We start from the raw sequence: 24,355 nt of genomic DNA, 5'->3' as shown, positions 1-24,355 counted from the left end.
TCCGGTTTTCCCCACCTCGACCGGGTGGCAATCCCGGTGTTCGTGGTGGTCAACGGCTCGTAGCGTGGACCGCTATGAGCGTCTCCGACTGGAAACGGACGATCTATGCCGCCCTCGTGCTGCCCGCCTACCTGGCCGGCCCGAAGACCCGGGAACGCCTGGCGCGGCGGTGGCTGGACGCCGAACCGAAGAAGGGCGGCTTCCTCGCCGCTCTCGCGGCTTTCCCGATTGCCTTGCTGATCTGGTACCTCGTCGGCCGGATCACGACCTTCGGGTTCTTCTGGACCGAAGAAGGCGCGGCCGGGTCGTGGGGCGGGCCGTCGCTGATCGGGGCGTGGACCGTGCACTTCTTCGGCGCGCTCGGCATGGTCGTCCTCTGCATGTGGCTGCTGCGGCCGCTGACGCGGTGGCAGGTGCAAACGCCTGACCTGGCCGATTCGCCGCACAGCCGGTAACCGGTGGGGTATTGTCCGTGACGCAAGAGGGGAGATCGAACGCGAGGGGAGCGCTGTTCGGTGGGGTTGTTCGGCGACATGCTCGACGCTGCCCAGCACGTCGGGTCCGAGATCGCGCACGCCGTCCAGTCGGGCGGTGAGCGGCTCGGCAACGTCTTGACCGGCGCGGGCGTCGGCCTGCTCGCGGGCGGGCTGCCCGGCGCGGTCGCCGGAGCCTACGTCGGCTCGCAGACCGGCACCGGGGCGGCGAACCCGCAGGCTTCCGGGCTGTCACCCGGTCAGCTGGTCCAGGCCGTGCAGAACGGTCCCGGCACCCAGTCGCTGCAGGACGTGCACCAGGCCGGCGTCGACCAGTCGGCCTACCAGCGCCGGCTCGAGCAGGACACGCGCGAACTGACCGCCGGCCTCGAATCCGCGTGGACCGGCGGCGCGTCGGACGCGGCCCGCGAGCGGCTCCAGCCGCTGACGGCGTCGGCCACCTCGGCATCCACCACCCTGGATCGCAACTCGACGCTGGCCCAGGCGCAGATCGAGCAGTTCCACCAGCTGAAGAACACGCTGCACCCGGACGTCACCGACCAGCCGCCGACGCGCAGCGCCTGGGACGTCGCGACGCCGTGGGACACCGACACCGAAGACAAGATCAACCGGTACAACCAGAAGGCCCAGGAGAACGTCGAGCGGTACAACGCGTATTCGCAGCAGTCCAGCTCGAACACCGCGGCCCGCACGATCGACTACGGCCAGCTCGGCGCGTACGACGGCGGCGATTTCAAGGTGCAGGACCCGAAGAAGCCGGTCGAGCCGCCACCGCGCAAGCACACCCGGACCGGTGGCGACGACGACCGGTCGATCGGGACCCAGGTGCAGCCGCCGCCGGCCGTCCACCCGCCGGTCGTCCAGCCACCGCCACCGCCGGGGCACGTCACGCCGCCAGGGCAGGTCACGCCGCCCGGGCACATCACGCCGCCGCCGGGCTCACACACGACCGGCGTCGACGACAGCGTTCGCGCGCAGAGTTACGTGCCGCCCTCGACGCAGTACCCGCCGGGCTACCAGCCGCCAGGAACCGGATTCGGCCCCGGATCGGGTCCCGGAGGTGGCTTCGGGCCCAGTTTCGGGCCGGGCTTCGGCCCTGGTAGCGGTGGTTTCGGGCCGGGCTCGTCGTCCGGCGCGGGCAGCGGCAGCGGCGCAGGCAGCGGCCCTGGATCGGGTGCGCGCGGCCCGGGATCGGCGACCGGAGCCGGCGTCCCCGGCGAAGGACGTCCCGGCGCGGCCGGCGGGATCCGCGGCGGCGCGGCGGGCAAGCCGGGCTCGCCCGGGATGGGCGGCATGGGCCAGGGCGCGAAGGGCGGCAAGGGCGAGGAGGACACGGAGCACCAGCGCGCGTCGTACCTGGTGGAGGCGGATCCGGAGAGCGTCTTCGGTGGCTCCGACGAGCGGACGGTGCCCCCGGTGATCGGGCTGTGATCTTCCTGCCCAAGGCCGCTCTGCTCACCGCGTGGGAGTGGGAGCGGCACGGCACACCGCCCGCGGTCCTGGGCGCCGACAACCTCTGGCTCGGCGAGGAGACTCGCAAGCGGCTCGACGAGCAGGTCCTCGACGTCCTGGCGTCGCTCCGGCTCGCCGCGGGCGGCACGTTGACGCGCGAATTCCGCGACGTCCTGCGCGTCCTGGCGAAGGGCGCCCGCCAGTTCACGGCGTGGCTAGGCGACATCGAAGCGGACGAGTCGGGCGCGGTGCTCGTTTCCGCCGACGGCCCGGATGCGCTCCGACTCATCCGGAAGGACGACACGGTCCGGATCGACGCCGTGGAACCGTCGCGGCTCGCGGAGTCGCTGGTGGACGTGCTGCCGCCGGTGCCGCCCGCCCGGATTTCGGCCGTGTCGATTCCGGAGGCGCGGTTCTCGGGCCGGGCGGTCGAGGATTCGTACGACCTCGACGACCCGACTGTCGACCGCGGCCGGGACCCGCTGCCGTGGGCGCGGCGGCTGATGGCGGCGCAGCGGACGGGGCTGCACCAGTGCTACGCCGTGAACCGTGGGATGCGCAGCGCGCCGATCACCGCGGTGGACGTGGCCGGGGCCGGGCGGGTGCTGACGTACGTGTACCCGGGGCGCGAGCGGATGGTCAGCTTCCAGCCGGGGACCCGGGGTGCGCTGACCGATGTCCTGTACGCGACCCTGAACGGGTTAGGGGGAGGACGATGACGGGTTCGATGTTCAGCGGGATCGGCTTCTGGGCGACGGACATGCCGAGCGGTGGATCTCAGCCCGCCGGTGGGCAGGGCTTCGCGATGAGCTCCGACGAGATGCGGGCGATGCTCAAGAAGGCCAAGACCCAACGTGAAGTACTCGCCGAGCAGTTGCGAAAGGCGCGGTACTTGATGCAGGCGAGACCGCCGGCAGAAGAGCCGGTCAGCCAAGCGGCGGTGAACGGACCGAACGGGATCAACGAGGCGGGCGCGTACTACGAAGGCCACCTGCAGTACCAGTTCAACTACCTCACGGAGTTGATCCAGAAGCTGCAGCAGGCACTAGGCATCACCCAAGCCGTGGATCAGCAAGCAGCAGACTCGACCAAGACGATCAAGGGGTCGCTCGAATGAGGCGTCACGTTCTCCTGGCCGCCACCGCAGTCACTTTGGGAACCGCGTTGCTGGCGTCGTGCACCGGCAAGACCCCGACGAACGGCACGGCCGGCCCCGCGACGACCAGCAGCAGCGCGGAACTGCCGAACAGCGGGGCACCGAAGGTGGGCAACCCGCTGCCGGCGGCCGCGCTGGCAGGCAGCCCCTGCGACTCCGCCCTGACGGCCGACCAACTCACGGGGTACCTCGGGCAACCGACCGCCCCGAAGACGAGCGACACCGAGCTCGGCCCCACGTGCGACTGGGCCAGCGCCTCGGGAACGGCGGCCGGCATCCTGGTCGGGTACGACACCAAGTCCGGGCAAGGACTGAGCCTCGCCTACAAGAACGTGAAGCCGAAGGCCAAGCGGTGGGTGGACGACCTGCAGCCGGTCCAGGGATATCCAGCAGTGGGTTACGTGGACGCCGGAACGACGGACAACCGTGCCTGCGTGATCGTCGTCGGTGTCGCCGACGACCTCGCGTACTCCGTCTCGCTGAGCATCGGTGACTCGGCGGTCCAGGCCGGCAAGGACGCCTGCCAGCTCGGGCGCGGGGTCGCCGACACGGTGCTGACCAACCTCAAGGCGCGGGCCTGAGCTGCACCTTTTCGTTACGGCAGACCTCGCGTTAATGCAAAATCTGTCGTACCAACCACCTAGACTGTTCGGATGAGCCACCCCACCCGGAGGGGTCGCGCGCGTGCGGCTACCGAACAGGACATCCGGCGGACCGCCCGGAAACTGCTCGTCGAGCAGGGGCCGGAGGCGGTCACCCTGCGTGCCATCGCGCGGGAGCTGGGCATCACCGCGCCCGCGCTCTACCGGTACTACGAGTCCCGGGACGACCTCGTCGAGAACCTGCGGCTGGACGTCTGCGCCGACCTGGCCGACGACCTCGCCGAGGAGATCGCCGAGCTGCCCGACGACGGGATGCTGCAGCTGTTCGCCATCTGCAAGGGCTTCCGGCGGTGGGCGCTCACCCACACGAAGGAATTCACGCTGGTCTTCGCGTCGCCGACCGGTGGTGTCGGGTCGACGTCGGGGAGTGCGCTGAGCCGGGTCGACGAGCCGTTCGGGCGGATCTTCCTCGCCGCCGCCGGGCGGGTGCTCGCCCGGCACGACATCGTCTTGCCGTCGGCCAGCGGTGTGCCCGACGAGCTGCGGGACGACCTGAAGACGTTCCAGGAGTCGCTGGTCACCGTGCTCGTCGAGTCCGAGCAGGGCGTGCCGGTGGAGAAGATCGACCTCGGCGTGACGTACCTGATGATCCAGTTCTGGGCCCGGCTCTACGGGCACGTCACGCTCGAGGTCTTCGGCAACTACCCGATCCCGATGTCCAAACCGGACGTCCTGTTCGAGGCGATGCTCGCCGATCTCGCCCGGGAGATCGGGCTCTACTCCGGTTAGGCCGCGTGGCCGCCGTCCACGGACAGCACCGCCGCTGTCACGTACTCGGCGCCGGGTGAAGCGAGGTAAGCGACCGCCGCGGCCACCTCGGACGGCCTTCCGTAGCGGTCGAACGCCGTAAGAGCGCGCTGGTCCGCCGCGTACGGGCCGTCGGCCGGGTTCATGTCCGTGTCCGTCGGGCCCGGGTGGACCAGGTTCACCGTGATGCCGCGCGGGCCCAGCTCGCGCGCCAAAGCCTTGGTCAGGCCGACCATCGCCGCCTTGCTGGTCGCGTAGAGCGCCATGCCCGGGCCGGGCACGCGATCGGTGACGCAGCTGCCGATCGTGATCACGCGGCCGCCGTCGGCCAGGACACCGGCCGCGGCCTGGGTCGCCGCGAACACGCCGCGGACGTTCACCGCCAGGACGCGGTCGACGTCCTCGAGCGCGGTCTCGGTGAACGCGCCCACGAATCCGACACCCGCGTTGTTCACCAGCACGTCCAGCCGGCCGAACTCCGCGACGGTCGCCGAAACCGCCGCCGACACCGCGGCCGCGTCGGCCGAATCCGCCTGGATCGCCAGGGCGCGGCGGCCGAGACCCTTGATCTGCTCGACCACCTCGGCCGCCCGCGCGGCGTTGTTCACATACGTCAGCGCGACGTCCGCGCCGTCCTCGGCGAGCCGCAGTGCGGTGGCCGCGCCGATGCCTCGGCTGCCGCCCGTCACCAGTGCCACCTTGCCGTCGAGGGTCATCCCCGGTTCTCCTTCGATCGAGCCGTTTTCGTTGACAGCTCAATCAAATCGGGGATGACCGCCGACTACCGGCGTCTTTCCGCCCTCGCGTTAGAGGACGATGTTGACCAGCCGGCCGGGCACCACGATCACCTTGCGCGGCGAGCCGTCGCCGACCATCGCCGCGACCTTCTCGTCCGCCAGCGCCGCGGCCTGGACCTCGTCCGAGGACGCGGAAGCCGGGACCGTGACCCGGGAGCGGACCTTGCCGTTGACCTGGATCGGGTATTCGACCGAGTCCTCGACCAGGTACTTCTCGTCCACCACCGGGAACGGGCCCTGCACCAGCGAGTCCACGTGCCCCAGCCGGCGCCACAGCTCCTCGGCCAGGTGCGGGGCCAGTGGCGCCAGCATCAGCACCAGCGGCTCGGCCAGCTCACGCGGCGTCGACGCGGCCCCGCCGTACACCTTGGTGACGTGGTTGTTCAGCTCGATCAGCTTCGCGCCGGCCGTGTTGAACCGCATCTCCGCGTAGTCCTCGCGGACGCCCGCGATGGTCTTGTGCAGCACCTTGCGGTCCGCCTCCGAAGCGTCCTCAGTGGACACTCGCAGCTCGCCGGTCGTCTCGTCGACGACCAGGCGCCACAGCCGCTGCAGGAACCGGTGCGCGCCGACGACGTCCTTAGTCGCCCAGGGGCGCGACATGGCCAGCGGACCCATCGCCATCTCGTAGAACCGGAACGTGTCGGCGCCGTAGTTCTCGGCCATCTCGTCCGGCGTGACGACGTTCTTCAGGCTCTTGCCCATCTTGCCGTACTCCTGGGTGACCTCTTCGTCGTTGAAGAAGTACTTCCCGTCGCGCTCCTCGACCTGCTCGGCCGGGACGTAGACGCCACGCTCGTCCGTGTACGCGTACGCCTCGATGTAGCCCTGGTTGAACAGCTTCCGGTACGGCTCCTTGGACGTCACGTGCCCCAGGTCGAACAGCACCTTGTGCCAGAACCGCGAGTACAGCAGGTGCAGCACCGCGTGCTCGACGCCGCCGACGTACAGGTCCACGCCGCCGGTGTCGTCCGCGCCGTACTCGCCCGGGCGCGGACCCATCCAGTACTGCTCGTTTTCCGGCGCGCAGAACGTCTCCGAGTTCGTCGGGTCGACGTAACGCAGCTGGTACCAGCACGAACCCGCCCAGTTCGGCATCGTGTTGATGTCGCGGCGGTAGGTCTTCGGGCCGTCGCCCAGGTCCAGCTCGACCTCGACCCAGTCGGTCGCGCGGGCCAGCGGCGACGACGGCATCGAGTCGCGGTCCTCGGGGTCGAACGTCACCGGCGAGTAGTCGGCGACCTCGGGCAGCTCGATCGGCAGCATCGACTCCGGAACGGCGTGGACTTCGCCGTCCTCGTCGTAGACCACCGGGAACGGCTCGCCCCAGTAGCGCTGGCGCGAGAACAGCCAGTCGCGCAGCTTGTACTGGACGGTCCCGGTGCCGGCGCCCTTTTCGGCCAGCCAGTCGATGATCGTCTTCTTGGCCTCGGCGACGTCCATGCCGTCCAGGAAGCTCGAGTTGATCGCCGGGCCGTCACCCGTGTACGCCTTGCCGTCGAACCCTTCGGACGGCTGCACGGTCCGGATGATCTCCAGGCCGAACTTCTCGGCGAACTCCCAGTCGCGGACGTCCTGGCCGGGGACGGCCATGATCGCGCCGGTGCCGTAGCCCATCAGCACGTAGTCGGCGACGAAGATCGGGATCTGCTTGTCGTTGACCGGGTTCGTCGCGTACGCGCCGGTGAAGACGCCGGTCTTCTCCTTGTTCTCCTGCCGGTCCAGCTCGGACTTCCGCGACGCGGCGACGCGGTACTCCTTGATCGCCTCGGCGGGCGTCGCGGCGCCACCGGTCCAGCGCTCGTCGACGCCCTCGGGCCAAGCGGCCGTCGTCAGCTTGTCGACCAGCGGGTGCTCCGGCGCCAGCACCACGTAGGTGGCGCCGAACAGGGTGTCCGGCCGGGTCGTGAAGACCTCGATGCCATCGTCACCGGAGGTGCACGTGACGCGGGCGCCGTGCGAGCGGCCGATCCAGTTCCGCTGCATGGACTTGACCTTCTCCGGCCAGTCCAGCAGGTCCAGGTCGTCGACCAGGCGATCGGCGTAGGCGGTGATCCGCATCATCCACTGCCGCAGGTTGCGGCGGAAGACGGGGAAGTTGCCGCGCTCACTGCGGCCGTCGGCGGTGACCTCTTCGTTCGACAGCACCGTGCCCAGGCCCGGGCACCAGTTGACCGGCGCTTCGGAGATATACACCAGCCGGTGGTCGTCGATGATCTTCTTGCGCTCCAGCGCGCTCAGCGACGTCCAGTCGCCGCCACCGGGCACCGGGCGCGAGCCGTCGGCGAACGCGGCCTCCAGCTCGGCGATCGGCCGCGCCTTGCCCGCCTCGGTGTCGTACCAGCTGTTGAAGATCTGCAGGAAGATCCACTGCGTCCAGCGGTAGTACTCGGGGTCGATCGTGGAGATGCGCCGGCGTTCGTCGTGGCCCAGGCCCAGGCGCCGGATCTGGCGCAGGTAGGTCCGGATGTTCTCTTCGGTCGTCTTGCGCGGGTGCTGCCCGGTCTGGACCGCGTACTGCTCGGCCGGCAGGCCGAACGCGTCGAAGCCCATCGTGTGCAGCACGTTGCGCCCGATCATCCGGTGGTACCGGGCGAAGACGTCGGTGCTGATGAAGCCCAGCGGGTGCCCGACGTGCAGGCCGGAGCCCGACGGGTACGGGAACATGTCCTGGACGAACAGCTTGTCGCTGGGCACCGGCTGCCCCTCGACGGCGAGCGGCCCGACGGGGTTGGGCGCGTGGAAGGTGCCCTGGTCGGCCCAGTGGTCCTGCCACCGCTGCTCGATCTGCCCGGCCAGCGCGGCCGTGTAGCGGTGCGCGGGGACGTCGGTCCCTGTCGCCTCAGTCATCGCCGTCATCCTTTGGTTTCGAGCCGCTCCAGAAACAACTCGACCCCTCAGCCACCAGGGCATGAGGGGTCGCCGCGCCGGCCAGGCCGGGCCTGGTCAGCGCGGCAGGCTAAGGAGCCGCCGAGCCGTGTTCATGTGCACATCGTAACTTGCTGGTCAAAGCCGTTCGGAGGGGACCGCCAGTGCGGCGAACTGGGTGACCTGGGTCGAGGAGAAGTTGTTGTCGCTGACGATGATCAAGCTCCGCTCGCCGTTCGGCAGCTTCGGGCCCCAGGTCATGCCCTCCAGGTTGTCTACTGTGGACAAGCCGAGGTCGGCCGCGTCGAAGAGGAACCGCTTCTTCACCGGCTTGACGTGCTTCGCGTCGCTCAGGGACTGGACATTCAGGACGTTCGTCGCGCCCTTCGTGTCGATCTCGTAGACGCGGACCTTGTTGCCGACGCCGGTGACGAACGAGCGTTCCATCATCAGGAACTTCGTCGGGTCGGCCTGGTCGACGGCCAGCATCGAGGACACGCCCGTGGTGGCGAACGCGCCATCGGGCACCGGTGACGCGAAAATCGGCTCCTGCGGGTAGGCGTACTGCGCGAAGACCGGCCCGAACCGGGACTGCAGGGTGATCCGCGACAGCGCGCCGGCGGTCGTCGTCGGCATCGGGCCGTCCTGCAGCAGCGGGCCTTCGACCTCGCTGGCCAGCAGCGAGCCGAACCCGGCGAAGGTGAAGCCTTCGAGGGCCAGGTTCTGGCGCGGGCCCGCCGTCGGCGTCATCTTCTCGTTCGCGGGAATCGGCAGGTCGCGGACGTATTTCCCGTCGCGGCGCGCCTCGCGGACCGACGGGTCGATCAGCGTCGTCGCCGTCCGCTCGCCCTCCTGCGACCAGTAGTAGTCACCGGTCCACGGGTCGACGCGCAGCTCCTCGGGGTCGATCGTCTGCTCGTTCTGCGGCTTCGACGGGTCGTTCTGGGTGAGCGGCGGGTACGGCGTGCCGTCCGGGCGCAGCAGCGGCTTCGTGCCGGTGAAGGTGACGTCGCCGACGCCGTGGGCGGTGACCGGGAACGTCGCCGTGTAGAACCGGGCCGGGTTGATCGCCGAGCGGTCGTCGCAGATCAGCGCGTAGCCGCCGGTCCGGGGGTCGTAGTCGATGCTGGACAGGCCGCCGACCGTCGTGCCCTGGAACGGCAGGGCGTTCGGGACGATCTTCTCGCCGAGCAGCCGGATCGGCCGTTGGTGACTCTCGGTCGCCTCGGCCGGCGCAGCGGCGAGGATTCCCCCGATCAGGGCGGCGGTCAGGACGGTGGGCAGTACACGCGGTGACATGGCCTGTAGCACAGTCGATCAGGGTATCCGGCAGGTTGCCGGGACGTCACGCTTATCCTTGACTTCGTGTTCGCTATCGCGCTGGTTCCGGTCGTGCTGGGTCTGCTCGTCGGTTTTGGTGGGTTCCTCGGGTTTCGCGAGCGCTTGACGCGCGAGGGGGGCACCGGGGTGCGCACGGAAGCGGCGTTGCGCAGCGAAGAAGCTTTCAAGCTGGCCAACCGCGTCGCGGGCCTGCCGACCATGGCCGGGGGCGCGATCGCCGTGCTCACCGGGCTGGCCGGCCTGGCCATGCCGACGACCGGGGGTCTCATCTCGGCCGCGCTCGCGGGCGTGCTCGCGATGCTGGTGCTGGTCATGGGCGGTGGCGTGCTCGGCAACCGGGCCGCGCTGACCGTGCCCGCCCCGGCTCCGGCGGCGCCCGCCGGCTGCAGCGGCTGCGCGTGCGGTGCCGGCGGCTGCGGCGTCTTCAAGAAGGAAGAGGCCTAATTCCGCTGGAGGTCACCCGGGTGGGTGGCCAGTAGCGCCAGCGGGATGCCCTGGCGGCGCAGGACCTGGCTCCACAGGTCGCCGTCCGGCGAGGCCAGGATGTCGCTCGGCAGCGCGGGCACGATGACCCAGTCTTCGCGCTCGATCTCGCCGGCCAGCTGCCCGGAGTCCCAGCCCGCGTACCCGGCGAAGACGCGCACACCGCGGACCTTCGGCACCAGCGCCTCGGGATCGGTGTCCAGGTCGACCAGCGCGACCGGCCCGCGGACCGCGATCACCCCCGGCACGCTCGCCGCCGTCTCGCCGGTGCGCAGCGCGGCCAGGCACAACGCGGTCTTCTTCTCGACCGGGCCGCCGACGAACACCGCCTGCGGCTCGGCGACGTGCCCACCCCAGTTGGGCAGCACGTCGTGCACCGCGACGTCACTCGGCCGGTTCAGGACCACGCCGAGCGTGCCCTCTTCGCGATGATCGATGACGAACACCACGGTCCGGCGGAAGTTGGGGTCGACCATCGTGGGGGCGGCGACCAGGAGCGTTCCCGGTTCAACCTCGGCGTCCGCTGGCACAGACCCATGATCCCACCCTTGGCCGGGCGAATGACTTCGGCTCGGGAACAATCGCCCCAACAGCCTCGTTTGAAACATGTGGCCGGCGCACTCCGTGTCCCCCGGGCTCACTGAAGAACCGCCTTTGTGGAATACCGTCCGGCTGGAGCCACACTGCGCATAGCCGCCGAGAGGCGACCTCAGTGCGTCGGCCACCCTCTACTCTGGCGTCGTGACGATCAGCGCTCGAACGGCAACACCGCGAAGAGGGCCGCGAGAGCTGCTCAAAGATCCCGACTTCCGACGCTTGCTGTTCACCCGCTTCGCCGCCAGCTGGGGCGATGGCGTCTTCCGCGCGGGTCTTGCCGGAGCCGTCCTGTTCAACCCGGAGCGCGCCGCCGACCCGCTGGCCATCGCGGGTGGGTTCGCCGCACTGCTGCTGCCGTACTCCGTCGTCGGACCGTTCGCCGGCGCACTGCTGGACCGCTGGGACCGCCGTCGCGTCCTGATTTTCGCGAACCTCCTGCGCGGCTTGGCGATCGTCTGCGCTTCCGCCGCCGTCGGGTTCGGTTTCGGCGGAGTCGGCCTGTTTTCGCTGGCCCTGGCCGCGGAAGGGATCTCCCGCTTCATCGGCTCCGGGCTCTCGGCGTCGCTGCCACACGTCGTCGAGGAGGAGAGCGTCGTGACGGCGAACGCCTTCGCCACGACGCTCGGCTCGGTGGTCGCCGTGATCGGTGGTGGCTGCGCGATCGGCTTGCGGGCGCTGTTCGGCAGCAACGACATCGGGTCGGCCGAAACGACCGTCTTCGCCGTCCTCGGCACCTTGGTCTCGGCGTTCATCGCCCGTGGCTTCGCCAAGGGCGTGCTCGGGCCGACAGTGGTGGACGAGCCGCCGAACCCGGTGCTCGCCGTCGCGCGGGGGCTGGCCGACGGTGCCCGGCACGCGTGGCGCGCGCCCAGTGTCACCGCCGGGTTCATCGCGCTGTTCGCGCACCGGGCGTCGTTCGGGGTGTCGCTGCTGGTCACCGTGCTGCTGATGCGCAACTACTTCACCGACCACGGCGTCTTCCGCGCCGGCCTGCCCGGGCTGGGCCAGATCGCCGGGCTCGCCGGGGCCGGCCTGCTGGTCGCCGGCCTGCTGACCGCGCGGCTGATCCGCCGGTTCGGCCGGCTGCGCGCCGTGCTCGGATCGCTGTTGTTCGCCGCGATCGCGCAGTCCGCGCTGGGGCTGCCGATGCTGCTGCCGCTGGCGCTGCTCGCGTCGTTCGTCATCAGCGGGGCCGGGCAGGTGCTCAAGCTCTGCGTCGATTCGTCGATCCAGCTCGACGTCGCCGACGAAGCCCGCGGCCGGGTGTTCGCGCTGTACGACACGCTGTTCAACATCACCCAGGTGGCGGCGGTTTCGCTGGCCGCGCTGGTGGTGCCGGACGACGGCCGTTCGCCGGGCCTGCTCATCGCCGCGACGGTCTGCTACCTCGTCGGCGGAGCGGGATACGTGCTCGCCCGGCGGCGTGCGATTCGCTGACGCAAACACCCGAACCGGTCACGATGACTGCTCCATTGGCATTAGGGTGACGGGCAGTCATTAGTAGGTTCGAGGGACACCGGGGGCACCTGTGACCACCGCGGGCGACGACCGTGCACGGCTCGAAGCACGGAATGCCGCGATGAAGGACCAGATGGACACCCTCCTGGAGAACTTCGAGCGGCAGACCGCGCAGCTGCGCGACGCCCAGGCCGCGGCCGCCGAAACCACCGCCCAGGTCAGTTCCCCCGACGGGCTGGTCCGCGCCACCATCGACGCCGGCGGCAGTCTCGCGAAACTCGAATTCGCCCCGAACACCTTCGAGCGCACGACGCCCGCGCAGCTCGCGAACACCGTCCAGTCGCTGGTGCGCCAGGGATCGATGCAGGTCAAACAGAAGATCGCGGACCTGATGGCGCCGATCACCGAGGGCCTGCCCGACCTCGCCGACCTGGTCGAGGGCGCGCCGTCGCTGGCCGGGCTGGTGCCGCCGATCCCGGAGTTCGTCGCGGAAGAAGCGCCGGCACCGCGACCGGAGTCGTTCGAGGACGGCGGGTCGATTCTTCGCAACGAGCAGCCGCCGGTCCCCGCACCGAAGCCGGCCCCCAAGCGCGTCCGCCCGCCGCGTGACGAGGACGAAGAGCCACCGTCGTCCTGGATGACGAGGGGCGACTGATGCCGGATGGGGGTTCCGGGTTCACCGCGGAGCCGGACGCGGTCCTGCGCGCGTCGAACGGCCTGGTGACGGCGGCCGACACGCTCGACAACGTGGCGAAGGCACTGCAGTCCGCCCTCGCGGCGCAGGGTGAGTGCTGGGGCGGCGACGACTCCGGCAAGGAGTTCGCCAAGGACTACGTGCCGGGCGCGCAGGGCGCCGTCGAAGGCTTCACCAACCTCGTGCAGGGGTTGCGGGGGATGCAGCAGAACGTCGCCAAGTCGATGAAGGCCCTTTCGGGCGCCGACGAAGACGTGACGTCCCAGCTCGGCAAGGGGCAATGACGCGTGGGGATGGAAATGCCCGACGCGGTCAAGTGGCTGCTGCCGATCGTCGTCGGGGAGAGCTGGCCCGAGGGCGACGAGACCAAGCTGCGCGCCCTGCGCGACGCGTGGCACACGGCGTCTTCGGCGATCGGCCCGGTGTCGGAGACGGGCGGCCAAGCGGCGTCCGGCATCCGCGACAACTGGACGGGTGACGGCGCCGACGCGTTCGCGGAGCAGTGGAAGAAGTTCGTCGAGGGCGACGAGGCGTACTTCAGGCAACTGGCCGACGCGGCGAAGGCCCTCGGGGATTCGTGCGACCAGACGGCGCTGGACGTCGAGTACACGAAGTACATGATCATCATCTCGCTGATCGTCCTGGCCGCCCAGATCGCGGCGATGATCGCGGCGGCGGCGGTGACGTTCGGCGGCTCGACGGCGGGCATCGCGCCGGCCCAGATCGCCACCCGGATGACCGTGCAGATGCTGTTCCGGCAGCTGCTGTTCCGGCAGCTGCTCGAGAAGCTGGCGCAGCAGGGGTTCAAGCAGGTCGCGAAGGAGCTGCTGGAGAAGCTGCTCAAGCAGGGCCTCAAGAAGATCGGCATGGAGGTCCTCAAGAACGAGGCGATCAACCTCGGCATGGACGCCGGCATCCAGGGCCTGCAGATGGCGAAGGGCGACCGCAAGGACTGGGACTGGTCGAAGACCTCGGACGCGGCGATCTCGGGCGCGGTGGGCGGAGTCGTGGGAGCGGCTTCGGGGTCTATCGGGCGTGGAGCGACCGAGGGGCTTTCGCACAGCGCGGGTGGGCAGATCGCGGACGCGGCCATGCGGGCGGGGGCGCGGGGCGCGGTCGAGGGAGTGGCCCAGACGGTCGGCCAGGCGGCGGTGACCGGGGATCTGGGGTCGTTGACGCCGGAGCAGCTGCTGATGGGGGCTTCGAGCGGGGCCGTGGGGGGTGCGGTCGGGGGCGCGAAGGAGCAGCTGCACTCGGTCCACGAGGCGAACATTCCGCGGGCCGACTCGGACGGTTCCTCTGGTTCCTCTGGTTCCTCTGGTGCCTCCGGTTCCTCGGGTGACTCCTCTGGGGAGTCGGGGCGGGGGACGGCGGAGTCGAGTTCGGCTTCGGAACCGGAGTCCCGGGGTGGGTCGTCTTCTGAGCCTGAGTCGCGGGGTGAGTCCTCCTCGGAGTCCCGCAGTGAGTCTTCTGAGCCGGAGTCGCGCGGGGAGTCCGAGTCGCGGGGCGAATCTTCGTCGGAGCCCGAGTCCCGCCGTGAGGCCGCTTCGGAGCCGGAGTCGCGCCGTGAGGCCTCCTCCGAGCCGGAGTCGCGAGCGGAGGAACCGCGTCGGGAGGCGGCCTCGGCACCTGAGTCACGAGGCGAGGCGGCCTCGGAGCCCGAGACACGCGGCGAGCAACCACGCCACGAAGCCGCCTCCGCGCCGGAATCGCGAGGCGAAGAACCGCGTCGCGAGGCGCCCGCGGCGGAAGCGCGGACGGCATCCGAGCCGGACGTCCGGCGAGAGTCCGAACCGCAGCAGCGTGCGGAAAGCGGTCCGCAGCCGGTTTCCGAGCACCGCGCACCCGAGGTGCCTCGGCCAAGCGCCGACCATGTCCAGCAGCCGACGGGTGGCACCTCCTCGCAGGGCGGCTATGGCATGGCCCCGCCACCGCCGGGTTTCGCCCCGGAACCGGGACGTCAGAGCGGCGGCGGCCGGCCCCAGGACAACGTCGGAGCGGCCGGATTCGCGGGCGGGCCGAGCCAGCCGTTCGCGGCGGAGGGCGGGACGGCACCGTTCCAGAACGGACCATCGCCGCAGCAGGCGCCACCGCCGGGTGGATTCACGCCGCCGCCACCGCCACCGGGCGGCCTGCCGAACGCCGGCGGTCCGGGACACGCGGGTAGCCCGGGTCCCCGCCCGGGCGGTCAGCCGACGCCGCAGGTCGGGGGCGACCAGCCGCGACGGATGCCGCCGCAGGATCCTCGCCGGATGCTGCAGGGCGGTCAGCCGCCGATGCCGCAAAGCGGGTTTCGGCCGGGAGGCCAGCGTCCGCACGGCGCGCAGCCTGGTGGGCAGCCGCTCCATGGGGGGCAGCCGCCGCACGGAGGACAACCGGGTGCCCAGGCGCTGCACGGCGGGCAGGCGACTCAACCTGGTAGCCAGCCGCCGCACGGAGTGCGGCCGGGCGGACAGTCCCCGTCGGCTCCCTTCAGTCAGCAGCCGCTGCATGGCGCGCCATCGGGCGGCCAGCCGACGCACAGCGGGCAGGCGGCTCAACCGCACGGCGCTTGGCCGGGCGGCCAAGCGCCGCACAACGAACAGCCCATCCAATCCGGCGGCCAACCACCGCACCGGGCGCAGCCAGCGCAACCGGGCGGCCAACCACCCCACAACGGACAATCCACCCAACCCGGCGGCCAACCACCCCACAACGGACAGCCCACCCAACCCGGCGGCCAGCCGCCGTACCGGGGGCAACCGCTTCAGGGTGGTGGGCAGTCGCCGGTTGGGGGGCAGGGGGTTCCGCCCGGGGCGATGCCGCCGCACGGTTCGCAGCCGGGGGTGCGGCCGCCTCAGGGTGGGGTTCCGCCGGTCGGGGCGCATGGGCAGCCGTCGCAGGGTGGGGTTGCTCCGCAGGATCCGCGGCGGATGCCGCCGCATTCGGGGGTTCCGCCGCAGGGTGGGCAGCGGCCGCCGATGGGTGGGGGACAGCGTCCCGCCGGATATCCGAACCAGCCGCGGGGTCCGCAGGGTCCCGGTGGACGGCCGCCGATGCCGCCTCCGCCGGGTGGACGGCCGCCCGTGCCGCCGCACGATCCTCGGCTGGGGGCGCCGCGGCCGGCCGGGCCGCCGCAGGTTCCGCCGCCGCGGTTCGGGCCGCCGCAGGAGCAGTTGCCGCCGCGGGGACCGTTCGAGCCGCCGCGGCCGGTGGACCGTGCGCTGGAACAGCCGCGGACGCAGCGACCGTTCGAGCAGCCGGCACAGGACCGTCCGATCCCGGCGGCCGAGCAGTCGCCAGTGCGCGAAAAGCCGGTTGAGCAGCCGGGGGCCGAGCGACCGGCGGAACAAGGCGCACCTGGCAACGAGCGAACGCCCGCCGACGAACGCCCGGTGGACGAAAACACGCCCACGGCCGAACACACGCCGACCCAAGAGCGACCCACTGAAGGAACGCCCGGCGCCGAGCACCCGACGGAGCAAAACCCCTCGGCCGAGGCACCCGCCGATTCACCGCGCGAACACGACTACGGGCAGCCCGGCCACGACGAGCCTTACCTCACCGATCCTCGCTTCCACACCGATGACCCCGCCGGGATCAGGCGGATCGAGGACACCTTCATGGACTCCGGGCACCACAGCCCGGTCGACGGCGAATGGCGGCACGAACAGGTCCGGCGCGAGGCGCTCGCCAAGCGCGACGAGTGGCACCCCGGCATGTCCGACGGCGGCGCGGTCGCTGTGCACGCTTACACCCGGTACGAGATGGTCGGGCCGCTCAACCACGCCCTTCGGATGGGTGGCCCCGAGCTGCACCATCTCGCTCCGCAGGCCGCGGCGCTCGTCTCCGGGCTGAACGAACTGCCGCCCCACGAGGGCGTTGTTTCGCGACGGGTCGACTTCAAGGGTGATCTTTCGCGGCTGCAAGCCTTCCTCGCGCGGTTCCACGACGGTGCGCACATCACCGAACCGTCGTTCCTGAGCTCGTCCAAGATCGACGCCCAGCACCCGCGGAGCAAGTTCCCCGGTGAAGTCGAGATGCGGATCCAGTCCAAGACCGGGCGGGACGTCGATGGTCTGGCCAGCATCCCGGACGAGCGCGAAGTCCTCTTCAAGGCCGGGACGCAGTTCAAGATCACCGGCATCGAGGAAGGCCCCGGGCACCCCAACGCCGACCCGCGCCGGCCCGGCGAGCCGCACTACGTCGTGCACGCCGAAGAAATCGCTCCCGGGGAGCCGGGGCACCTCGGTGAGGGCGAGGCCCGCGACGCCATCGAGCAACGCCGGGCCGAAGAACGCGCCGACGAAGCGCGCCGCCAGCGTGAATCCGACGAAGAGCTCGAGCAGTTCTACGCCGAGCACCCCGAATACAAGCCGAGCGGTGACCTGGCCGGCAAGCTCAACGCCTTCGACCCGCCGGGCGCCGAGCCGCTGCCCGAACGGCGGCCACCGGCCACCGGGGAGCCGGACGGGGGCTGGTCGCGGCTCGCCGCGCCGCTCGCTCCCGGTGGGCCGCCCGTGCTGCACGCCGGGTCCGTCGAGACGCCGCAGCAGCACGCGCGGCTCGTGCGCGACGCCGTTCCCGAGCTCGGCGGGGTCAACACCCGCAACCACTACCGCCCGGACGGCCTCGAAACCGGGTACCGGACCAACGCCGCCGAGTCGATGGTCGCCTTCGAGCGGCGGATGAACGGCGAGGACGTCGTCGCCGGACCGGCGCGGCAGCAGAGCGTCAGCGAACAGCTCGGCGGGTCGTGGAGCAGCCGGGACAGCTTCGACGGCGTCGCCCGTGAGCTCGGCGAACGTCCGGTCGGCGCCCGGAGTGCCGTCGCCTTCGAGACGCCCGGCGGGGAGTCGCGGCTGGTGGCCGCCGTGCACACCGAGCACGGGGTCGTGTTCGCCGATCCCGTCAGCGGACGGCTCGCCGAACTGCCGCACGATGCCACCGGGATCCACTCGATGCCGCTCGGCGGCGGGGACGCGCCGCCGCACCACGTCGTCGAGACCGAAACGATCAACGACCGGCTCAACCCGGCCCCCGAACGCCTCCCGCACGACGAGGGCTACCTCTTCGACGGCGAGCACCGCGGCACCCCGGCCGACCACGAGAGCATCCGCCGCGCGGTCGGCGACGAGGACATCTACCAGCAGATCCACGACCGCGCGCTCGCCCGCCGGGACGCCGCCGGGCTGCCGGTCACCGACGAGGGCGCCGTCGCGCTGCACGGCTACACCCGGGGCGAGTACGCCTACGACGTCAACGAGGCCCTGCGCCGCGGCCCCGGTCATCCCGGGTTCGACCTCGCGCAGCAGAACACCCGCGCGATCGTGGACGGCCTCAACCAGGTCGCGCGCGAGTCCGGCGAGACCATCCGCGCCTACGACGTCGGCGGGGACCCGCGGCTGGCCGAGCTGGTCGCCGGGCCGTACGAGCCGGGCTCGGTGGTCGTCGAGCCCGCGTTCTCCAGCGCGTCGATCAAGACCGGCGAGTTCTCGACGTCGAAGTTCGGCGACGACGTCGAGCTGCACGTCCGGTCGGACAACCTGCGCGACATCTCGAAGCTCGCCGAGAACCCGGGTGAGCGCGAATCGCTGTCGCCGCCCGGCACCCAGCTGCTGGTGCACGAGAAGCGGCTGGAGATCTCGCCCGAGGGCCGCCGCAAGTGGGTCGTCGTGGCCGAGGAGATCGGGCCCGGCCAACCGCGCTACCTCGAGCCCGAAGCCGCGCAGCGGAAGATGGCCGAGCGCCGGGCCGAGAACGAGCACAACGCGGCCGAGTTCGAACGGCGCAAGCAGGCCGCGATCATGGAACGGCTCGGCGGCCTCGGCGAGCCGGAGCACGTCACCCCGCACCAGCCGTCGGTCCACGACCTGCCCGAGGCTCCGGCGGAAGCACCGCCGGCCCCGGTTTCGGTGCACGACTACTCGCGGCTGGCGCGGGCGACGAACCCGCCCGCCGAACCCGCCATCCACGCCGGCGGGACGACGCCGTCCGAGCGCGCGGCCTACGTCCAGGACCGGCACCCGCACCTGCGCGAGGTCAACCCGGGCTTCCGCGAGCGGGGCACCTTCGAAAACGGGTACGTGACGAACTGCACGCGCGGGCCCGAGGCGTACCTGGACCGGCTGCGCGGCGGCGACATGACGGCCGAGCCGATCCTGCCGCACGAGATGGGCAGCCGCGGCACGCTCGAACACCTCGAGGGCCGCTTCGGCGAGACGTTCTCCGCACGCGGCAGCTACGACGACGTCATCCGCGAGATGCGTGGCACGCCGGTCGACCACCACGCCGTGGTCGCGGTGAAGTACGAAGGCCCGAACGGGGTCGAGTACGGGCACGTGGCGATGGTCGTCCACACCCGCGAGGGCGTCGCGTTCATCGACCCGCAGTCCGGCGACCTCATGCACCTGCCGCAGCCGCCGAAGAGCATCAAGCTGATGCACGTCGGCACGCCGGACGAGGTGCACGTCGGCACCGAGCACGGCACCGGGGAGCACGGCGGGTACGGAACAGCGGCACCGCACGACGCCTTCCTGGCCCGCGACGACGTCGCCGCGGCGCTCGACGGGCACGCGGACGCCGACTACATCCGCGCTCACCTGGTAGAACACCCCGGCCTGGTGCGGGTGCTGTCCGACCCCGCCAACGACTACCTGACGCGCTCGCTGCTGGACAACCCGAAGACGCTGGCCAGCCTGCTCAAGCACCCCGAGGCGATCCCGATCCTCGAGGACGCCGTCCACGAGGTGAACGAGCGTGGGTACAGCGTGATCGACGACGTGGAGCACCAGGGGGTCGCGCCGTTCGACCCGACGCCGGAGCAGGCGGAGATCTCCGGCGGCGTAGCGGCGATCGTCGACGGGACCGAGGGCGCCCTGCGGCTGCACGCGAGTTTCGACCTGAGCCAGGTCGGTGACCCGGAGTACTGCCGGCAATGGGTGGCGGAAGAGCGCGAACGCTGGCCCGAGACCCAGGGCACGCTGAACCGCATCACCGAGCGGATCGCCGGCGAGACCGACGGCCACCCGGGATTCCGGCCGGAGCCCAAGGACGACGTCCGGGCGCTGGCGAAGATCGCGAAGTACGGCTGGGACGGTTCGCGGCTGACCGACCTGGTCGGCGCGAAGATCCAGTTCGAGCGGGTCGCGGACATGTACCGGGCGCTCGACGCGGTGCGTGGCGATCCCGAACTCACGATCGTCAAGTTCTCGGATCGGCTCGCCGAACCCCAGGACAGCGGGTACCGGGATCTGCAGCTCAACGTCCGGCTGCCGAACGGGCACGTCGCCGAACTGCGGCTGCACCTGACGCACATCGACGACGTCGCGTCCTACGAGCACGCGCTTTACGAGGTACGCCGGGACTTCGAGACCTTCAGCAAGAAGGAAGGCCGTGAGGGCTTCCTTTCCCCGGAGGAGGCCGCTCTCGACGCGGCGTTGACCGAGCAGGTCCGAGGCCGGTTCGAGGAAGCGTTCCGGCGGGGACTGACAGCCGAGGAGAGCAGCTGATGGCCGTTCGGACACCCAGGTTCTACAAGTACTACGCCCAGACCTACCGGATCGACTCGGCGCCGAACGGTGGTTTGGCGGGCACGCTCCTCGACTTGACGACCGGGTTCTTCGTGCCGGACAGCAGCCACATCCGCGAGGTCATGCGAGCCACCACCGACTCGAACATCGACGGTCCGTTCGGCGAAGAGAAGTTCGTCCAGGAGACCGAGTTCGAGCGAAGCCACTACCTGACCGGCGACGGCCCGATCTTCGCGCTCTACGACACCATCAAGGGCATCGACGACGTCGTGCGGCGGGAAGAACGCCGCCGGACACCGCAAGAGGTTGCGCTGATCCAAGCCCTCCGCAAGCGCACCTTCAAGATGTGGGAAGACGAGGCCGCCCGCCGAGCCGCCGGGGAGCCACCGTCGTTCACGGTGACCAGCCGCTTCAACGCGGGGCGATGATTCACGTGGAACATCGACTTTCACCCGACGAGCAGCGCACCCTCCTGGTGCGCCTGGGAAAGCTCGTGCGCGAGCACCGCGTCAACGCCGGCGTGCCCGCCGTCGCCGACTTCCGGCAGGTCGGGAAGCACACCGAGACCGCGGGCCACAACACGGCGATGCCGGACGAGCTGGCCGACCTCTTCACCGAGCTGCGGGCCGGCATGTACACCGAAGGCCGCGGCACCTGGCTGCAAGCGCGGTTCGCGCTGAACTCCGACGGCAGCTTCGACTTCGACTTCGCGCTCGACGACGATCCGGTGTGGACCGACCCACCCGAGCCGGCCGCCTGGCCGGAGGAGCTCGCCGCGTTCCCGCGGGCCGACGAGCACATCCCGGACTGGTGGCGGCTGCGCGCGCAGCTGCCGCTGGGCGTGGTGTTCCGGCACGCCGACGCCGGCGGCCCGGACGTCGAGCGGCCACCGCTGACCGACACCGAGGTGCCGCTCGTGCTGCAGTACCTCGAGCGGGAAGCCGTCGTGCACGAAGACGGCGACGAGCGCTTCCACACCGACGGCACGTGGATCTGGTCCGAAGCGGTCCCGCTCCTGCTCGCGAAGCACGGCGTGCCGCCGGAGCCGGACCTGGTCGCGCACATCCGGCGGCACCACTTCCAGCCGCCGTACGTCGAGCCGCTGGTCCGGCGGACCGCCGAGGCGGACCTGCTGGGCAAGCCGCGGCCGAAGCCGGGCCGCGCCGACGTTAAGAAGACCGCCGGGGACGTCCTCGCCGAGCTGGAGACCACGCCGGACCCGCAGCTCGGTGACGAGGAGCTGCTGACCGTGCTGGTGCAGCGGCTCGGCGAGCACGGGGTGTGGCCCGAGGCGTACCGGGTCGGCGAGCGCGCGGACGGCGCCTGGTGCCTCAACTACACCGCCGACGGCTGGGAAGTCGCTGCTCACGCCGGCGGGAAACCTCGCGCGCCGAAGTACTTCGCCCGGCTCGAGGACGCCGCGCAGCAGTTGCTGGGCGCGTTGCTGCTGCACCCCGCGCGGATGACCGCCGGGCACGAAACCCCGCTGGAGACCGCGAAAGAGCTCGACGACTGGCCGGTGCACCCGGCGCCGGGTGAGCCTCCCCTCACCCTGCTCCGCAACAAGCGCATCACCAGGCTGGTGGCGGGTACGGTCGTCCTGCGCTTCGGCGAGGAACCCGGCAATCTCGTTCACCACGGCGAGGTACGGTTCGCCACGACGTCGCTGCCGCTCGAACGGGAGCGGCTGCGGCGGAGCTACCGGCTGAGACGCCCGCTGCACGTGATCACCGGCATCACGGTTCCGTGGGCGAACCTGCCGGGTGGCGCGGTGGCCTTCGTGCTGCCGAAGACGATCGCCGAGCACGAGTCCGACGGAAGCCTGGAGAGGATCGAGTAGGTGGAAGCGGCGGAAGCGATTGCCAAGGTCGGCCAGTGGCTGCGCGCGGTGCACGGTCCGGACGTCTCCGGCCCCGCCGGGCTCCGGGTGGACACCGAGAAGGTGCTGCGCATCCCCGAGGGCTGGTCGGTGCCCTACAACACCATCGCGTTCCTCGACGAGGGCCGGCCGGAGAAGGAGATCTTCCCGCCGCCGTCGGTCGTCGTCCGCGAGCCGGACGGCGAACTGCGCCAGGCGCACCCGCACCCCGGCGGGTTGTCGGTGCCGGTGGCGTTCCCCGGCCAGGAGAACTGGCGCGAGGTCGTCGACCCCGAGTACGTCAAGGCCGGGCTCGGCGAGCTGGGCGTGCCGCTGCAGGCCGTCGCGGGCTGGGTGAAGGTCGACGCCGAGGGCAACCAGACCGGCGAAGAGCGCGAAAACCCCGAGTACAAGGCCGGGCCGATCCGCCGCGGCTACCCGAAACCGGACAACACCCTGGAGACGCTGCTGTCGTTCGGCAGCGTCGGCTGGCTGACCCGGGAGCTACTGCTCATCGGGCTGATCCGGTGCGAGGTGTTCGTCCCCCTCGATCTGGAGACCGGCAAGACCGACCGGTTCTACTTCGCCGAGGAGCGCAACGAGCTCAAGGTGTTCAGCTCGACCCGGCACCTGCCCTCGCGCGAGCACGGCTGGTGGAAGGTCGACGTCGCGACGCTGGCCGAGTTCGAGCACCCGCCGAACCTGGTGATCAACGGCGGCCCGACGACCATCGAGGACGTCTCCAGCGGCGAGCTCGCGGAGATCGTCAAGCGGTTCCCGCGCCACGAACCCCGCATCGACGTGCACGGCCGTTGCCCGGAGGCGGAGGAGGACCTGATCCGGGTCGCCACCGAGACCGCGGCCCGGATGGGCCTGCCGGATCCGGTGAAGCCGCCGCTCCTGGCGGCCGAGAAGGCCCGGCGGCGCGGCTTCGAGCTGACGGCCGAGGAGTGCGCGAAGACCGTGCTCGGCGAGTCCTGGCTGAAGCGGCTGAACATGCCGGAGCCGCCGCGCAGCAAGCCCAACGACCTGCGCGCGAACGGCCTGGCCCCGGCGTACGACAACGCCGGCCGCGCGGTGCCGCGCCTCGACACGTTCGGCAAGTACTTCGAGCGGGACCTCGACGGCTTCCGCTACGGCTGGCAGCGCGTCACGGGCGCGTACGTCGGCTTCGCGCTCGGCGAGGCCCTCGGCGCGGCCGTCGACCGGATGATGCTGCACGACATCCACGCGAAGTTCGGCATCGAAGGCGTCACCGACCTGATCCCGGCGTTCGACCAGCCCGGCCGGATCGGCTCGCTGACCCAGCGGCTGCTCTTCTACACCGAGGCCGTCATCCGCAGCCCGCACCGCGAACAACCGGAATCCCGCGAGGCCGAGGCGCTGTTCCCCGACGTCGTCCGCGGGGCGCTGCAGCGCTGGCTGCGGACCCAGGGCGCGCCGATGGACGCCCTGGACGGCTGGCTCGTGCAGGTCCCGGACCTGCACGCCCGGCGGGACATCGACGACGCCGAGCTCAACGCCTACCACCAGCTCGCGACCGGGGCCGCCGGCGCGGTGCCGATGACCGGCCCGGCCGCGCTGATCTCCGCCCTGCCCGCCGCGCTGACCATGGCCGGGCCCGGTAGCGGGTTCAGCGGCGGGGCGCGGCAAGCGGTGCGCGAACTGGCCGGCGTCACCCACCCCGACGAGTCCGACCTGGCCGCCGCGACCTACCTGACCTGGCTGTTCGAGCACGCGCTGACCAAGGACGCGTTCAGCTTCCCGATCTGGAACACCAGCCGCGAGGTGCTCAACCCGGACAACCAGTTCCAGCAGGGCCCGGAGTGGACGGCGATCCAGGACATGGTCGCCGAGTCGGTGCCGTTCTTCGGCGAGCACGGGCTGCCCGACCTGCGGATACCCGAGCTGATCGGCGACGGGAAGACGACGCTGTCGGTGCTCGGACGCGCCTTCGCCGCGTTGTCGGGCTTCGAGAACTACCCGGAGCAGGCGCTGCTTCGCGCCATCAACCACTCCGGCCGCAGCGCGCTCACCGGGGCGATCGCCGGTGCCCTGCTCGGAGCGCGCACCGGCATCCCCGGGCTGCCGCAGAAGTGGGTCGACCAGCTGGAACTGCGGTACCTGGTCGAGAACATCGCTTCGGACGCCTACTGGCACTTCGACCGGCACTCGGCGCTGAGCGCGCTCGGCGACGCCTGGATCGAGCGGTACCCGCGGCATTAGCGCGAGGATGG

The 24,355-nt window shown here is 71.0% G+C and carries 18 protein-coding genes; 14 read left to right on the top strand and 4 right to left on the bottom strand.

Going from position 1 to position 24,355, the window contains the following annotated elements:
* The first annotated feature begins 74 nt into the window (after window positions 1-74).
* From AB0M30_RS01795 to AB0M30_RS01770, 6 genes are all read left to right on the top strand, one after another.
* On the top strand, window positions 75-455 hold the full coding sequence (locus AB0M30_RS01795) for a hypothetical protein (protein WP_364578589.1): 381 nt from the start codon (window positions 75-77) through the stop codon (window positions 453-455).
* 60 nt (window positions 456-515) lie between these two features.
* On the top strand, window positions 516-1,925 hold the full coding sequence (locus AB0M30_RS01790; RefSeq protein WP_364578587.1) for a hypothetical protein: 1,410 nt from the start codon (window positions 516-518) through the stop codon (window positions 1,923-1,925).
* On the top strand, window positions 1,922-2,665 hold the full coding sequence (locus AB0M30_RS01785) for an ESX secretion-associated protein EspG (RefSeq protein WP_364578584.1): 744 nt from the start codon (window positions 1,922-1,924) through the stop codon (window positions 2,663-2,665). The genes AB0M30_RS01790 and AB0M30_RS01785 overlap by 4 nt, the downstream gene beginning before the upstream one ends.
* Window positions 2,662-3,063, top strand: coding sequence for a hypothetical protein (locus tag AB0M30_RS01780; protein WP_364578582.1), 402 nt, complete (start codon window positions 2,662-2,664; stop codon window positions 3,061-3,063). The genes AB0M30_RS01785 and AB0M30_RS01780 overlap by 4 nt, the downstream gene beginning before the upstream one ends.
* Window positions 3,060-3,683: a DUF3558 domain-containing protein gene (locus AB0M30_RS01775; protein ID WP_364578579.1), complete on the top strand. Its 624-nt coding sequence runs from the start codon at window positions 3,060-3,062 to the stop codon at window positions 3,681-3,683. Before AB0M30_RS01780 ends, AB0M30_RS01775 begins: the two co-directional genes overlap by 4 nt.
* Window positions 3,684-3,755: 72 nt before the next feature.
* The gene (locus tag AB0M30_RS01770; RefSeq protein WP_103340261.1) at window positions 3,756-4,493 is read left to right on the top strand and encodes a TetR/AcrR family transcriptional regulator; all 738 of its coding nucleotides are present in this window, start codon (window positions 3,756-3,758) and stop codon (window positions 4,491-4,493) included.
* Here the strand turns inward: AB0M30_RS01770 and AB0M30_RS01765 are convergent.
* The 3 genes from AB0M30_RS01765 to AB0M30_RS01755 form a co-directional block, all read right to left on the bottom strand.
* The gene (locus tag AB0M30_RS01765; protein ID WP_364578577.1) at window positions 4,490-5,227 is read right to left on the bottom strand and encodes an SDR family oxidoreductase; all 738 of its coding nucleotides are present in this window, start codon (window positions 5,225-5,227) and stop codon (window positions 4,490-4,492) included. The two genes, AB0M30_RS01770 and AB0M30_RS01765, sit on opposite strands and share 4 nt — an antisense overlap.
* Window positions 5,228-5,317: 90 nt before the next feature.
* Window positions 5,318-8,158: a leucine--tRNA ligase gene (gene leuS / locus AB0M30_RS01760; protein WP_364578576.1), complete on the bottom strand. Its 2,841-nt coding sequence runs from the start codon at window positions 8,156-8,158 to the stop codon at window positions 5,318-5,320.
* A 156-nt stretch (window positions 8,159-8,314) separates the two neighbouring features.
* The gene (locus AB0M30_RS01755; protein ID WP_364578573.1) at window positions 8,315-9,475 is read right to left on the bottom strand and encodes an esterase-like activity of phytase family protein; all 1,161 of its coding nucleotides are present in this window, start codon (window positions 9,473-9,475) and stop codon (window positions 8,315-8,317) included.
* Window positions 9,476-9,541: 66 nt separating this feature from the next.
* Here AB0M30_RS01755 and AB0M30_RS01750 point away from each other — a divergent pair, with 66 nt between their 5' ends.
* Complete coding sequence (locus tag AB0M30_RS01750; protein ID WP_364578571.1) at window positions 9,542-9,961, top strand: SdpI family protein; 420 nt, start codon at window positions 9,542-9,544, stop codon at window positions 9,959-9,961.
* Here AB0M30_RS01750 and AB0M30_RS01745 read toward each other — a convergent pair.
* Window positions 9,958-10,608, bottom strand: a complete 651-nt coding sequence (locus AB0M30_RS01745; RefSeq protein ID WP_255410568.1) for a YqgE/AlgH family protein — start codon at window positions 10,606-10,608, stop codon at window positions 9,958-9,960. The two genes, AB0M30_RS01750 and AB0M30_RS01745, sit on opposite strands and share 4 nt — an antisense overlap.
* 133 nt (window positions 10,609-10,741) lie before the next feature.
* Between AB0M30_RS01745 and AB0M30_RS01740 the strand changes: the two genes are divergently transcribed.
* The 7 genes from AB0M30_RS01740 (at window position 10,742) to AB0M30_RS01710 (ending at window position 24,344) form a co-directional block, all read left to right on the top strand.
* Window positions 10,742-12,034 (top strand): MFS transporter, encoded by a 1,293-nt coding sequence (locus AB0M30_RS01740; protein ID WP_364578569.1) that lies wholly within the window; start codon window positions 10,742-10,744, stop codon window positions 12,032-12,034.
* A gap of 142 nt (window positions 12,035-12,176) precedes the next feature.
* Window positions 12,177-12,710, top strand: coding sequence for a YbaB/EbfC family nucleoid-associated protein (locus tag AB0M30_RS01735; protein ID WP_360165511.1), 534 nt, complete (start codon window positions 12,177-12,179; stop codon window positions 12,708-12,710).
* Window positions 12,710-13,033 (top strand): WXG100 family type VII secretion target, encoded by a 324-nt coding sequence (locus AB0M30_RS01730; RefSeq protein WP_364578566.1) that lies wholly within the window; start codon window positions 12,710-12,712, stop codon window positions 13,031-13,033. Before AB0M30_RS01735 ends, AB0M30_RS01730 begins: the two co-directional genes overlap by 1 nt.
* A gap of 15 nt (window positions 13,034-13,048) precedes the next feature.
* On the top strand, window positions 13,049-20,239 hold the full coding sequence (locus AB0M30_RS01725) for a toxin glutamine deamidase domain-containing protein (RefSeq protein WP_364578563.1): 7,191 nt from the start codon (window positions 13,049-13,051) through the stop codon (window positions 20,237-20,239).
* Window positions 20,239-20,688, top strand: coding sequence for a hypothetical protein (locus tag AB0M30_RS01720; RefSeq protein ID WP_364578560.1), 450 nt, complete (start codon window positions 20,239-20,241; stop codon window positions 20,686-20,688). The genes AB0M30_RS01725 and AB0M30_RS01720 overlap by 1 nt, the downstream gene beginning before the upstream one ends.
* On the top strand, window positions 20,685-22,100 hold the full coding sequence (locus tag AB0M30_RS01715) for a TNT domain-containing protein (RefSeq protein WP_364578559.1): 1,416 nt from the start codon (window positions 20,685-20,687) through the stop codon (window positions 22,098-22,100). The genes AB0M30_RS01720 and AB0M30_RS01715 overlap by 4 nt, the downstream gene beginning before the upstream one ends.
* Window positions 22,101-24,344, top strand: coding sequence for an ADP-ribosylglycohydrolase family protein (locus AB0M30_RS01710; RefSeq protein WP_364578556.1), 2,244 nt, complete (start codon window positions 22,101-22,103; stop codon window positions 24,342-24,344). It begins immediately after the preceding gene.
* Window positions 24,345-24,355 lie beyond the last annotated feature (11 nt).

The sequence above is a fragment of the Amycolatopsis sp. NPDC051716 genome, assembly GCF_040681595.1.
Classification (GTDB): domain Bacteria; phylum Actinomycetota; class Actinomycetes; order Mycobacteriales; family Pseudonocardiaceae; genus Amycolatopsis.
The sequence above is the reverse complement of the archived record's forward strand: the minus strand, read 5'-3'. Positions and strand labels throughout refer to the sequence as shown.